This window comes from Njordella calcicola (assembly GCF_056494125.1).
This window is the reverse complement of the sequence record NZ_CM151396.1, coordinates 4,643,831-4,658,170: the sequence shown is the minus strand read 5'-3', so window position 1 is coordinate 4,658,170 and position 14,340 is coordinate 4,643,831. Positions and strand designations below refer to the sequence as shown.

Below are 14,340 nucleotides of genomic sequence, written 5' to 3'. Positions count from 1 at the left end.
GCGAATAACTGTTGGACTGCATGGACGCTTGGATCTCCCATTGGAAGAAGCTTGCCGATTTCGATCGTCGATTCTGCGCAGCCGTTACGCTCGCATTCTTAAGCGTCTGCTGCTGCCTCAACAGCATAGGCTTGAGCCAGCAATACTCGCTGCCAATTCCTTCGTCTGCGGAATCCGCCAGCCAAACTCCTTCATCGTCCAACTCAGACAATGCCCCGTCCGCTTCGACCGCTTGGCGATTTGATTTTTATGCCAACACGCAGGATTCCGCTGTGCCCGTTGCGCTCAACTCGTTCGAGACCTCCAGCGATCAATGGCTGCGAGACTTAGCCGCTCGGCCTACGACGCCTCAACGTGCTCCTCAGGCCCCGCCGACTCAGCGAATCGATCACGCATCGCTGCGAACGGCTCCGGCCACCACTGACGCAGCCAATAACGCTCCCGTTCGAACGGTCGCTGCAGGGCAAGGAGAATTGGAAGCGAAGTTCTCTTCTGCGTATGTCGTCAGCATTCAAGATGATGCGGCGGCTGGCTCAGTGGCTGACGATTCCTCAACCGTCGTCGCAGAAGTTACTCCGGAACAACTGCCGTCCAGTCCATCGGCTGCTGCCCCCCCCGTGCAAGCACCTGCAACGCAAGCCCCCGCCAATTCGACACCCGCTCCGCCCACTGCTGCCGCCGCTCCGCCCACTGCAGCCCTTAGCAACGGTGTGGATGCGCCACTTTCGATGGAAGTTTTAGAGTCTCGCAAACAGCAACTGATCACTAGCGGCGATATCGATGCGACGATTCGCGACTCGCTGGTGAAAATCTATGAAAGTATTTTAGCAGAGCTGAAGAATCGCGCGGAAAGTGAACGCGTCGCCAAAGAGAGTTCTGCGAAGGCCGAAGTCGCTCCGGCGGCGATCGCGGAAGCAAAACGTCGCAAAGAAACACCTCCGAAGTTCGAAGCTATTTCGCCCTTTACACTTCGGAACTCGCGCCAGGAAAACTTGCAGTCGTTATTGCAGCAACAGCAGTCTGCGTTGCAAGCGGTCTCTGATTCCAAAAACTCAATCGAGGATCGCATCAAGACACGCGAAGCTTGGAAGAAGGAATTTCCTAAGCTTGTTGCAGATCAACGCGAATTGCAGGGCAAACACAATGAGGAGCTTACGGCGAAACCGGCCGCCGACGTGGACGCACGCATTACCGAAGCTCGATCGTTGCTCACTCGCGCAAAAATCTCCGCAAGTATAGAACGCGTCCGCATGCTGGAACAACAATTGCGACTGTACGAAGCGGAAGCCGAACTGTTGCCGCTGCAACGCGATCAGCTTGCGATCGAAGAAAAGAATTATCACACGCAGATTAAAGAGATCAATGCGGAACTGACGAGTCGTCGTGAAACGCACATCGAAAGCTTCCGTGATTACGCCACAAAGTTACTTGAGAAATCATCCTCTAGCGATGATCGCTTGATTGCACAGAACATGATCAAGCGAGCGAATGAGTGGCTGGATATTGCTCGCAAGGACCGCGAAGTCCAAGCGGAATCAGAAAAATCGCTCAACCGTCGCAAAATGTGGGACGAGCGATACAACAACATGCGCACACGCATCCAGGCCAGCGGTGAACGAGGCGTCAGTGGGCTTAACAGTTGGGTTGGGCTGATGCTGCGGCGCCAGCGTTTGGAGTTGCCGAATACTCGAAAGTTACGTGAAGAGTTAGGCGACTATCAATCTCGCATGCAGCAGATCGGCAGCCTGCTGCTTGAACTGGATGACTGGAAATCGCGGAACGCAAGTGCTCTGACCAACGAACCAGAAGAGATCACTGAGGTTCGCGAGAAGGAACTGCAACTGATCAATGATTTTCGCCTCGATGCCGGCAACTACTTCGACAGCTTGACCGACATCTCGGAGCGCAAGCAGCGAATGATCATGCTGATCGACGAGTATCGCGCGTTTGTCGACCAGCACGTGCTGTGGATTCGTTCGGCAGATCCCATTGATAAAGGGCACTTCCAACAGTTATGGCCAGCGCTGCGCTGGTTATTCAATTGGAATGCATGGAAATCGATTGCCAGTGCACTTCTGAGCGAGTTGCAGTTGCATTTAACAGAAGCCATTGCGGTGGTTGGCGTGTGGATTTTTCTGGTCTACAACTCGGGCAAATTCCGGCGTAGGATTAAGGAGTTAGGCGAGCAGGCTGAGCGTGGAAACAATACGCGATATATGCCCACAGCAAAAGTTGTCGTGCTCACAGTTCTCGTCAGTGCACCGTGGCCTGCCTTGATGGCCTATTTTGGTTTGCGGTTGTATGCCGAGACGGGCGTCCAACCTTTTGTGCAGCAGTTTGGGTTTGGGATAGCGTACGCCGCTCGATTCTTCTTTGCGATTGAACTACTACGTCAGGTGTGCCGCAGCGGTGGGCTTGCCGAGCAACATTTGCGTTGGCCTGCCGGAGCGAACTTTCAGTTCCGCCGTCACCTGCGATGGTTCTTGGATATTGCAACGCCGCTAGTAGCGGTGGTCGCTATGGTCTTTGATGGCGGCGATGAATTATGGGAGAACAGCCTGGGGCGCTTCGCGTTTGTAATCTTACTGGTTTTGGTGTCCACGGCCGTGACCGGCTTGCTGCATCCGAAAAAAGGTGTCATGTCGGAATACATCAATCATCATCAGGGTGGTTGGGTCGAACGCCTGCGATACGTTTGGTTTGCCAGTTTAGTCGCGATCCCGATTCTACTGGCGGTCGCTTCGCTGTTTGGATACCACTACACCGCGGTGCGGTTGGCATTGTTGGTTTATCGAACTGCGATGACGCTGGTCGGCATCTTCATATTGTATGGACTGGCTACGCGTTGGCTGTTGCTTAGCCGCCGTCGCTTGGCAATCGTACAGGCTCGAGCTCGTTTGGAAGAAGCGCAGCGTGAATCGGCCATCGCTGCCACTGGTTCCAGTATACCCAATGACGTTCGCAGCACGGAGTTTCGCAATGAAATTCGCAATGAGCAAAAAGCGCTCGATCTAGCGGCCATCAACGCGCAAACGATGAGTTTGGTTTCGGCGTGTGCTGTCGTGGCTGCGCTGGTTTCGGTCATTTGGATTTGGTCCGATGTATTGCCCGCCGTCAACGCTTTAGATTCCATTCAACTGTGGCAAATCGAAGGCGGAGCGGCAGTGAATGCACCTCCTTCGACCGGTGGGCTGGTTGGAGCATTGACGTCGAGTGGTTCTACGACGGCACCTAACGCTGAACTGCGTCCGAAAGTTTGGATTACCTTGTCTGACCTGTTATTTGCGATACCGATCGGTGTGCTCACAGTCTTTGCCGCGCGGAATATTCCTGGGCTTTTGGAGATTGCGCTGCTGCAACATCTGCCGATTGAAAACGCTGTACGCTATGCGATCACCACGGTCTCGCGGTATGCCCTGCTAATGATCGGGATCGCCATGACGTTTAACTACATGGGGGTACGCTGGTCCAGCATCCAGTGGTTGGTGGCTGCGTTGGGCGTGGGCTTGGGTTTTGGTTTGCAAGAGATCTTCGCCAACTTTATTTCTGGTTTGATCCTGCTGTTTGAACAGCCGATCCGTGTCGGCGATGTGATTACGATTGGCGATACCAGTGGAGCGGTCGCCAAGATTCGCATGCGTGCAACCACGATTACCAACTGGGACCGTCAGGAGTTAGTCGTTCCCAACAAGGATTTGATCACTGGTCGTTTGCTCAATTGGACGTTATCTGATTCGACCACTCGGATGGTGCTGAATATCGGAATCGCATACGGCTCAGATACTCAAAAGGCATGCAATATCATGATGGATGTGTGCCGCGAGCATCCCAACGTACTGAACGATCCGCCATCCACGGCATTCTTTGAAGCGATCAATGAAACCAGTTTGCAACTGACTCTGCGATTCTTTTTGCAATCCTTAGATGCTCGATTGCAGACGCGGCATGACCTGTTGAGCGCAATTCACCAACGGTTTTCTGAGCAGAATATCAAGCTGGCGTTCCCACAGCGCGACCTGCATATCAGGACGATTCCGGATCAATTGAATCAATTCATCGCTCCGCCGAATCCTCAGCGAATCGCAAGTTAGAAATTTGGTGGTAAGATATAGCGGACTCCATTAGTGCCCGCTTGCCGCCCCCTTTGCTGATTGAAATGCTCAAATACGACCAACTGGAACGCCAGTCCTTAGAAGCCCTTATCCAGCGTATCCAGCAGGCGTCGGTCCAATTGCTGGGCGATCATACCGCTCGGCATGAAATTCTGACGCTGTGCGATGACGCTTCGGCACGCAGCGATAATACCGCCTCGGCACGAAACATTGAATTGCCGTTAGTCGCGATCTTGGGGCTCAAGGGCCAAGGCAAATCGTGGTGTGCACGCAGCCTCGTGCTGGATGCCAACACACGGGCTCGAATACCCAGCGGCGTGCTTTCTCGGGAAGCGACGACCAAGCTTTGTTGGATCGGATCGACGCCGCCCAGTCGCTTGGACAACCAGCACGAGATCTATCTGCATGCTGGCCCCACCGATCTGGTGGATATCGGCTTGCCGTATGTTTTGTTAGACACACCCGGATCGACCGACGCCGACGAGAAAGCGGCTGCGTTGGCCGCTAGCGCGACGTCGATCGCGCCGCTGGTCCTGCTCGTGTCGCGTTATGACCAAATGAGTAGTGCGGCACTTGCGACGCTTGCCCACCGAGCAGAAGGCTCCATCGTCGTCCCAGTGATTACAGCGGTGGGTGCAGAACAAACCGATGCGCCGAAGAATCAGGAACACCCCGCGTCGGAACTGACCGCCAAGCCATCGCTGCAATCACAAGTTGGCCGTTGGCTCGCGACGATGCAACAAGCGGCCGCTGGTAGCACTTGGCTGGAACCGATCTATCTCGAAGACTTCGAAGAGTCTGGCAACGAGGCGGAGACGGTGCAGCGATTTCAATCGGCGCTGAAAGGTCGGCTCAAAGGCGTCGAGTTGCATGCGATCGCCAAGACGCAGGACCGCCGGCTCAATGCGATTGCTCAGCAACTCAAAGACGATATTGGCCAAGTCCTTGTCCGCCAAGTGCCCAGCTTGGCCGGTGCCGTAGTTGAACTTCATCGAAACGCACAGCGCATTCCAGAACAAGCGATCGAAGCGATCATGGGCAGCCGTACTCAGTTGCTGGTCGCGGTTCGCAATCAACTCCGTTCGCAATGGGTCGCAGAGACACCTGCGATCTTTTTTCCCTATCGGACGGTCCTCTCGCTGCTTGCTCTGACGCATGGCGCTTGGGATCGCGTCGTGTTGGCCTTGAGCGGTTCGCTGCCTTCGTTGTTTGGAAGTTTTGCTGCGCTATCTCGGAACGTGGCGACCAATCGCCAGTTTCAGTCCGAAATGAAGGCAGGCTTGCAAGAGCGGATTGAATCGCAAGTCTTACTGCTGCTGCGCCCGATCCATGAACAGTTTCAACACAGCTTGCGAGCGATCAGCGCTAGCGGCCAACGCATCCAAGCGGAGACCACTGACGATTCGCCAACACGCATGCGGTTGAGCGGCGTTGAACAACTGCAGTTTCGCTCGGCGGAAATCTTTTCAAGCGTACTGGAGAGTTTCCGCATCTCGTCGATGGCGTCGATAGCCAGCGGTTTGCTGGGGACAGCGATTTTCTGGGCACTGTTCTCGGGTCCGATCGTTGGGATTTATCGCGATTATTTGGTGGCCAGTTGGAAAGCGCTCTCAACCAACGAGCCCGTCATGCATGTTTTTCCTGCCCCCTCGGCGTCGGTCATGTTTACCGCCGTCGTCTTGTCGATCTTGCCTGTCATGATTTATTGCATGTTGACGATGACGCTACTGCTGAGCCGTCGACGTGTAGCCAGGGTGGCGGAAAGGATCGCTTCGGAGCATCGCGCGATGGTCCAAACGCTACGCAGCCAAGGGCTCTTGCAACTGGAGATCATGGACGATCAACTTCGTAACGCTCAATTCCTGGTCGATCTTGAACAGTCGTAATCCATGCAATCTGGCACTCTATCCAGCACGTTTGCAACCAAGCTAACGTCAAACGCTCCAGCCGCTGTGGCCGTCGTCGTGGTATGGGGCTCCAGCGCGCTGGAAGCTATCCTCGCTAACTGGCAATCCGCTTCAGGCTGTCATCAATTAAAACGCGATCAGATCTACTATGGTGTGTGGTTGGGTGTTCATAAACGGGTGACTAGCAGCGACAGCGATGAAGTTGCCGTCGGCGAAGATGTCGTCATTTGCCGCGTGGATGAAGATGCTGTCGAGATCCAATGCCACGGCGGTCCAATTCCGGCCGCTCGTATCCTGAGCGATCTTGCGATGCACGGCATTTCGATGGCCACACCGGACGAATATCTTTACCGACGCAACGAAGACCAATATGCTCGCGAGGCATGGTCGGACCTCAAGTTTGCGACGACTCCAAAAGCGTTACAAGTCTTGCTGCATCAAGCGCACGGCGCACTGACGGGCGCGGTTGCGGAACTGCAATCAACTGCTTGGAGCTCGCAGGAAGCGAAGCGTCGAGCGTACGAGGTTTTGTTGCAGAACGGACAAGTGGGACTTCGTTTGCTGGCCCCGCCGCAGGTTGCGATCTTAGGCCCGCCCAATGCCGGCAAGAGCACGCTGCTGAATTGTCTGTTAGGCTGGGACCGTGCGATCGTGGATGCAGCGCCGGGTACAACTCGCGATATCCTACGCGAATCGATTAGCTTAAATGGCTGGCCGCTGTTCATGCTGGATACCGCTGGTCTTCGGCAAACGATTGACGACATTGAGCTTGAGGGCATTGAGCGAGCGAGGATGATCGCCAACGACGCGAGTTTGATCTTGTTGTTGATCGATGGTACGGTGGGATGGACTACAATGCACGAGAGCATCTACGCGGATCATGCCAGCAAGTCCATGTTGGTAAGAACGAAAGCAGACTTGCTTGGCGGTGCTGTTTCTTCGCTGCCGATGCCAAATGTAGCGATCGACATCAGTGCGGTCACTCGCTATGGTGTCGAGACGATGGTTGATCGCATGTTAAGCGAGCTTGGGTTTGACGATCGATTGCTAGAAGCGCCCGTGCCGTTCCGTCAGCAGCAGATTGAACAAATCGCTGCGATGATGGAAAGTTGAAGAGCGATTATCGATTAACCGCATTACCTTCCAATAAAGCGGAACCCCCAGTTCGTAGTCCCGCCTTCAGGCGGAACTCTTAGTTCGTAGTCCCGCCTTCAGGCGGACGCTAATGTAAAAGAACCCTTCCGCCCAAAGGCGGGCAACGAACAAAGAGCGTAGAATGACAAATGCCCCCCGAAAACGAGGGGCAAGCTAATGTCATTCCGCAACCGTTCGCTTGTTAAGCGACATTCAAGAACGGTTCTAGGCGAGCGGAGCGTGTTGGGCTTTGCAGCTTGGCAACCGCTTTAGCTTCAATCTGACGCACACGTTCGCGTGTCACTTTGAAAATGCGGCCGACTTCCTCTAGCGTATACGAGTAACCGTCGGTTAAACCATATCGCAAGCGAATAATTTCTCGTTCGCGATAGGTCAACGATTTCAACAACGACTCGATGCGATCTCGCAATAGCGAGTTCGCTGCGGTGCGGGTTGGGTTCTCGCTCTCAGGACCTTCGATAAACTCGCCAAATGCGTTGTCTTCCCCATCACCGACAGGACGATCCAACGAGCTTGGATGACGGCCGATGTCCATCACACGTTGCGCTTCTTCAACCGGAATTTCGGCTGCGGCTGCAATTTCCTCGATCGATGGTTCGCGTTCCAACTCTTGATTCAATCGTTTTTGGATATTGCGCAGTTTGCTCAGCACATCGATCATGTGAACTGGAATTCGGATCGTGCGAGCTTGATCAGCAATCGCCCGCGTAATCGCTTGGCGAATCCACCAAGTCGCATAGGTTGAAAACTTAAAGCCTCGACGATATTCGTACTTGTCAACCGCTCGCATCAGGCCCGTGTTACCTTCTTGGATTAGATCCAAAAAGCTCATACCGCGATTGCGGTACTTCTTGGCAATCGAAACGACCAAGCGAAGGTTTCCGCTGGACAGTTCGCGTTTGACCACTTCGTATTGCTTGTAAGCTGCTTTGAAGCGAGCGACTCGTTGCTTCAGTGCTGAGGGTCCTTCCTGAACCATCAGTACCAGTTGGCGATACTCGTCTTTCAAGCGTTTGATTTCTAGGCGCGAGCCGCCGGTGCGTTCGAGCATTTCGATGCGACCGTTCAGCCATTCCATGCGGTGGCATTTTTCTTCCAAGAACTTCATCATCGGAACCACGCGGCGTGAACGCAGCGAAAGCTCTTCCACCAACTTGATACACTTTAGACGTCGGCGTTGATACTGCTTCATGGCGGCATTTTTATCGCCGATGGCAGTGGTCTTGGAGACGATGCGACAGAACAGTTTTCGGTTCTCTTCGATCAAACGGTCAAGGGTTCGCAGGTTGTGAGGCATACGAGCAGTGATTTGTTCTTTGGTAAGTCGTTCGGTCAACGAAACCTTGATCGTGCGATCGAAGGGCAGGACGCCTTGGTGCACCTTCTTGAGAATCTCGACGGTGTTACGCAGAGCGAAATCGTTTCCAAGAACGGCGCGTCGCCATTGGCGGCGAGTGATCTCAATTTTCTTGGCAAACAAGATCTCTTCGTGACGAGTCAGCAAAGGGATCTCGCACATTTGCGAGAGGTACAAACGAATTGGATCGTTCGTCAAGCGGCTGCGTTCGCTGGGCGTGCTGCCTTCGGCAAGTTGTTTGTGTTGAGCGAGGGCTTCATCAAAATTGATGATGTCCGATTTCTTGTGCTGACGATGTTCAGCTTCGCTGGCATCGATAATGGGGATTCGCATTTGCTCGACCACGGTCACGATTCGATCAAGGCGATCGGCATCGTTAGCTTCGTCGGGCAAAAAGCCGTCAATTTGTTGAAAGGTTAGGTAGCCTTGCTCTTTGGCCAATTCGATCAGTTGGGTCAGTCCGAATTTTGTGCGTTCCACGTACGAATTCCTTTAGGTACGAAAGTTTGGAAAACGATGTAACAAGTTTGCGGGTGACTTTGATCTTCAAAGTCGAACTTGCTAGCATCAAGTGATGGGCAACTGTTCTGGAAAGAAGACTACGACACTTCCGTGCGCAGTCGCGGTCAACGTTTTGGGCCTCCTTGCACAAAAGTTACGAATTAGAACTCGGGAATTTTTAAGATTCGATTCTCACGGGCCGATCGCAGTACTTCCTGCAGCAATTCTAACTGCTGCGAATCATCCAAATCAGAAGACTGTAATCGTTGCAAACGTCGCGTTTGTTCTGCAGCCGCATCTACGTTTGCCAGTGAGTCACATAACATAAGTAATCTATCACGGGCGTCTATAGGCAACTTCTCATTTTTTGCAGTTGCGACCGTTTCAATGCTCACCAGCAATGACTTGATTTGAGAATCTTCCACGGCTGCCATCACCGAATCAAAATTCAAGTCGATTCCACGCAGGTCACATTCCACATAGACTTGCAGCAACGCTTTCGCAGTCGCACTCTCCAAGACGGTGGCGTCAAAGCGTTCGAGTGCGAGGGGAACTAGATCCTCGCGCTGCACAATGATTTCAAACAATTCACGTTCTAGCGCCGTTAGCTCACGAAACGAAAGTCTGCCATCGGAACGCGCTGTACCATAGTTCGCAGTGTTGTCGTTGACGCTTGCCTGTTGGTCACCATTAGCCTGGGAACCAAATCCAAAATCAAAGTCCATACTGCCGGCATCAGCCGATGCGGATTCGAAATACGCATCGCTAAGTGCATCGTTGGCCGATGTCGATTTCTGCTTGTTGCTTTGGCTGGGCAAGCGTGGCTGCGTTGACTTCAATTCAGGCCGTATTGGATTGCCAGTGCGGACAGGTTGCTGCCCAGCTTGGTTCGGCTTGCGAAACGTTTCGCGCGCTTTTTGACGCTGGCTGTCACGCTCGCGAATCGTGTTCATCCGCGATCGCAGTTGTTGCAAATCCACCGCGAATCGGCGTGAGACTCGCAACAACATTTGCTCCTGACGCAATCGAGCTGCATCGGCCGGAAGTGATGATTTTCCTGCAGATTTCGCAAGTAAAGCGAGTGTTTGTTCCAACGCAGCGTTTGCTCGGTGCGTGTCGACAAAGGGATCAATGTCCCCCAGCAAACTAGCGATCATGTACTCTAAAGCATCCACCGCATTGCTGATCTCGTTGCGCAGCGCATCGGCACCGGACTTGATCAAATAGTCGCAAGGGTCCAATTCATCCGGCAGCGTAACGACACGCAAATCAATCGGATGTCCTAGGAACAAGTCCAATATCTCAGCAGCCCGTCGACGTCCCGCTTCATCACCATCCAGCAGCAACACGACTTGATCGCAGTAGCGCTGCAAAATCCTGAGATGGCCTTCACCCAAAGCGGTACCACATACGGCCACCACGTTGGGGATACCATACTGGCTGGCCATGATCACATCCGTGTAGCCTTCCATGACGATGGCCGTACGTGATTTCGAAATCGCATCGCGAGCGACATCCAGGCCATATAAAGTTTGATTCTTGTGGTACAACCGCGTTTCGCTGCAGTTAACATATTTCGCTTGGCCCGCGTCCGCGCCAGGCAACACGCGACCACCAAGCGAAACCGGGCGACCTTGAGCGTCCGCGATAGGGAAGATCACTCGGCCACGAAAACGATCGTACTGCGAACCTCGCTCGTTCTTGCTCAGTACGCCAACCTGATCTAACAACGTCAGCGGCTTTCCGAGCGCAGTAAATCGATCGCACAGATAGCTCCACTGGTCAGGCGCAAAACCGATCTTGAAGCGTTGTATGCTTTCTTCGTTCAAACCTCGGTCAGCCAGATAACCTCGAGCGACTTCGGCAATCGGTTCGGTTAAACAACGCTGGTATTGCTGAGCGACCCAATTCATCGTCTCAAACAACTGGCGTTTGTTGTCCGGCGAGAGAATTTTGCCTGAACCCTGCTTGGGCAATTCAATGCCCGCTCGTTCAGCCAGCATCGCCAGAGCTTCAGGAAAGCTCAATTGCTCTTTTTGCATCAAGAAGCTAAATACATCACCGCCGACGTCGCAAACCCAGCATTTCCAGATCTGCCGCGCGACGTTGACCTGCATTGATGGCCGACGGTCTTCGTGAAAAGGGCACAGGCCGACAAAGTTAGCACCTTGACGACGCAATGAGATATAGCTGCCGATCAAGTCAACGATGTCGACAGATAATCGGACGCGATCTTTGATCTCGTTGTCAACGACGAAAGCCACGGCAACTCCTGGCAGTTGTTCCTAAACGCTTATTTCGATAGGCCCAAATTTAGTAATAGGGCAGCTCGATCAATGTAGCGTATTCAGAAAACTATGCCATTGATTTCTGGAGGGTCATTCCAGTCCTTGACCAAAATCGGAGGTCTGCGGGAACTCGCGAATTTGCACAAGGGGTCATCCTTAACACGGCCGAGGTTTATCGCATAAAGGAAACCTCAGGGTCAATAGCGATTTCTAGAAATTTTTTTCATGGTCGCGCCCTAGAAAATCGCCCCGCCTTTTGTTCGTAGTCCCGCCTTTAGGCCGGACTACGAACACCTACCCACGGCCGCAGCTTAGGTTCATGAAATGCACGGCTCGGCGAACCGCTTGAGGACTTCGTCGGAAAATATCGTTCAAGGCGGGTCTTGTTGCGGCTATAATCTTTTACAGCAAACCAACCATCGTTCGATCGATTCCCACCCGTCGCCCCACCCTCCGCAAGCTGAATCCTCTCCATGCTGCACGTTTTTCGCGATCTAGTTCTCGGTCACCTACTCATTGGACTATTGGTCAGCAATACCAGCGCTGCGGAAAATACCTATGCTGCTGACCAAGCGGGCTTCGAAACCCAAGCTATGCCGTTTCTCAAACAGTACTGCATTCAATGCCACGGTCCCGAAGACCAACAAGGCGAATTTCGCATCGATCGCGACTTGTCCGCAAACTTTACGAGTGTCGTTACCAAATCCAAGTGGAACGAAGTCGTCAATGTACTCAACAGCCATGAGATGCCACCTCGCGACCAACCGCAACCGTCGCCGGCGCAGACCGCTGGGCTGGTCGATTGGATTGTGGCTCAAGCGACCGCGGCTGAAATGCATCGCCGCGATTCTACGGTCGTGATGCGCCGCTTGAATCGATCAGAATATCGGAACGTTATCCGTGATTTAGTCGGCATCGATTTCGATACCCGGGCCTTTCCAGAAGATCCAGCCGCTGGCGGATTCGACAACAACGGCGGCGCGCTGAATCTGTCACCAATGCAGTTGGAATTGTACTACGATGCGGCATCTGCCATTTTGAATAACGCTCTGGTCACAGGCCCTCAGCCAGAAAAAATCCTTTGGAGGATCGAACCGGAGTCCGGCAACAGCGACAGCAACCGCGTCAGTTTTCTAGGCCAACGTCCTATCGTCAATGGCGGTAAAAACGAAGTCAAAGATCACTGCGTTGTGCTGCACCATGAGAACTGGGATCGCAAGATCAACGCTCGTGACTTTCGCTTGAAAGACGCAGGCAAGTACTTGATCCGCATTCATGCTGGATCACGAGTGCCAACTCGCGAGCAAGTGGTTCAAGCGGCGGACCAATACTTGAAGCGACGATTGGAAGATGAAATCGCCAAGAACCCAAAACGAGCGCAGCATGCGCAGCGCGATTATGAGCGAACGCTGGAACACTTCAAGACCGATCGGATGTACGACTACGGTCCAGCCCGCATTAAAGTGACACGCGACTTGGGCGGTCAGCCGGAAGTCATCGCGGAATTGGATATCGATGCGGACTTTCGCAACCTGCAAGACTACGTCATTCCAACGTACTTCAGCACCCAGAAAGCGGGCATCACTATTGAGTATGCGTACAGCATTCCCAAAGAGCTCGAAAATTTTTGGTTTCAAACTGGCGATGATTTCGCTAGGCCTGAAGCCTGGATCGACTGGATTGAATTAGAGGGACCGATCTACGAAAGCTGGCCGCCTGCCAGCCATCAACAAGTCTTGCTGGATGACCAACCTCATGATCTGGATGACCAGCCACATGCCCGCAAGATTATTCGCAACTTCATGCAGTACGCTTATCGACGAAACGTTAGCGACGACGAAGTTGCAGAGAAGCTCGATTTGTATCGACAAGCGGCAAAGGAATCGCACACCTTCCAAGAAGCGATCCAAGTGCCGCTGAAGAGTATCTTGATATCACCTCATTTTTTGTTTTTGACCGAGACCTCGGCGGTGGGTGAGCCTTTGAATGATTTTGAATTGGCAAGCCGCTTGTCATTCTTCTTGTGGAGCAGTATGCCCGATAAGGAATTGTTGAGTTTGGCGTTTCAGCGAAGATTGCAAGACCGCGTAACGTTGCTCCAACAGGTCGATCGCATGTTGAAAGATCCTCGCAGTGATGCGCTGGTGCAGAACTTTGCTGGACAATGGCTGGGCTTGCGTCAAGTCGGAGCGAACCCGCCAGCGGAAGACTTGTATCGCCACTACGATCGCCATCTCGAAGCGTCGATTGTCGCTGAATCGCATGCGTTCTTCCGTGAGATTTTGCACAGCGAACTCAGTGTGATGAACTTTATTGATTCCGACTTTGTCGTGATCAACGAAAGGCTCGCACGCTTTTATGGTCTGACGGATGTCCGTGGCGATCATTTTCGAAAAGTCAGTCTGCCCGCTGACGTCGCACGCGGTGGTGTGATGACGCAAGCATCGGTGTTGACGATAACTTCGAATGGTACAAGGACTTCGCCCGTCAAACGAGGTACATGGATACTGAAGAACATCCTTGGCACCGATCCAGGATTGCCCGTTGCTAACGCTGGCGAAATCGCTCCGAAGGTACCGGGCATCGACAAAGCGACCGTACGTCAGCGGTTGGAGATTCATCGCGAGCTGCCGCAATGCGCTCGTTGTCATGACAAGATCGATCCGCTGGGATTTGCGCTGGAGAACTTTGATGCTTCAGGCATGTATCGTCGACAAGAGGGCTTCGGCTATAAAGGCCGGATCAACGACGATGATCCCGTGATCGATGCGACGAGTCGACTGCCAGATGGTACGCAGATCGATGGCGTCGAAAGTTTGCAGCGAGTGCTTTTGGCCAAAGAAGATCTCTTTCTCAATTGTTTGGCTGGCAAGCTATACAGTTATGCCTTAGGCCGTGAACTTGCTCTGTCGGATCAAACCACGTTGCGAGAAACCGTCCAGTCGATGAAGACGTCGGACAGATCGTTGCGGACTATCATTCATTCGATCGTAACCAGTGACCTATTTACAAAGCGATAG

At 53.1% G+C, this 14,340-nt stretch carries 6 protein-coding genes; 4 read left to right on the top strand and 2 right to left on the bottom strand.

Features of this window, described 5'->3' with window-relative positions:
• Positions 1–20 precede the first annotated feature (20 nt).
• The 3 genes from SH302x_RS17885 to SH302x_RS17875 all read left to right on the top strand — a co-directional run bounded on the left by SH302x_RS17885 (position 21) and on the right by SH302x_RS17875 (position 7,132).
• Positions 21–4,091 carry a mechanosensitive ion channel domain-containing protein gene (locus tag SH302x_RS17885; protein ID WP_479363829.1) on the top strand — a complete coding sequence of 1,357 codons (4,071 nt, stop codon included), beginning with the start codon at positions 21–23 and terminating at the stop codon, positions 4,089–4,091.
• Positions 4,092–4,156: 65 nt separating this feature from the next.
• Positions 4,157–5,998: a hypothetical protein gene (locus tag SH302x_RS17880; RefSeq protein ID WP_479363828.1), complete on the top strand. Its 1,842-nt coding sequence runs from the start codon at positions 4,157–4,159 to the stop codon at positions 5,996–5,998.
• A gap of 3 nt (positions 5,999–6,001) precedes the next feature.
• Complete coding sequence (locus SH302x_RS17875; RefSeq protein ID WP_479363827.1) at positions 6,002–7,132, top strand: GTPase; 1,131 nt, start codon at positions 6,002–6,004, stop codon at positions 7,130–7,132.
• Between the two features lie 223 nt (positions 7,133–7,355).
• On the opposite strand, the gene SH302x_RS17870 is transcribed toward SH302x_RS17875, so the two are convergent.
• Together SH302x_RS17870 and dnaG are read right to left on the bottom strand one after the other, a co-directional pair.
• Positions 7,356–9,011 (bottom strand): sigma-70 family RNA polymerase sigma factor, encoded by a 1,656-nt coding sequence (locus SH302x_RS17870; RefSeq protein WP_479363825.1) that lies wholly within the window; start codon positions 9,009–9,011, stop codon positions 7,356–7,358.
• A 182-nt stretch (positions 9,012–9,193) separates the two neighbouring features.
• Positions 9,194–11,296: a DNA primase gene (gene dnaG / locus SH302x_RS17865; protein WP_479363824.1), complete on the bottom strand. Its 2,103-nt coding sequence runs from the start codon at positions 11,294–11,296 to the stop codon at positions 9,194–9,196.
• Between the two features lie 497 nt (positions 11,297–11,793).
• Here dnaG and SH302x_RS17860 point away from each other — a divergent pair, with 497 nt between their 5' ends.
• Positions 11,794–14,340 carry a DUF1592 domain-containing protein gene (locus SH302x_RS17860; protein ID WP_479363823.1) on the top strand — a complete coding sequence of 849 codons (2,547 nt, stop codon included), beginning with the start codon at positions 11,794–11,796 and terminating at the stop codon, positions 14,338–14,340.

Excerpts from the sequence above, each read along its gene's own strand:
- SH302x_RS17880 (WP_479363828.1), top strand. The coding sequence starts at position 4,157 with ATGCTCAAATACGACCAACTGGAACGCCAGTCCTTAGAAGCCCTTATC.
- SH302x_RS17875 (WP_479363827.1), top strand. The coding sequence starts at position 6,002 with ATGCAATCTGGCACTCTATCCAGCACGTTTGCAACCAAGCTAACGTCA.
- SH302x_RS17860 (WP_479363823.1), top strand. The coding sequence starts at position 11,794 with ATGCTGCACGTTTTTCGCGATCTAGTTCTCGGTCACCTACTCATTGGA.
- SH302x_RS17885 (WP_479363829.1), top strand. The coding sequence starts at position 21 with ATGGACGCTTGGATCTCCCATTGGAAGAAGCTTGCCGATTTCGATCGT.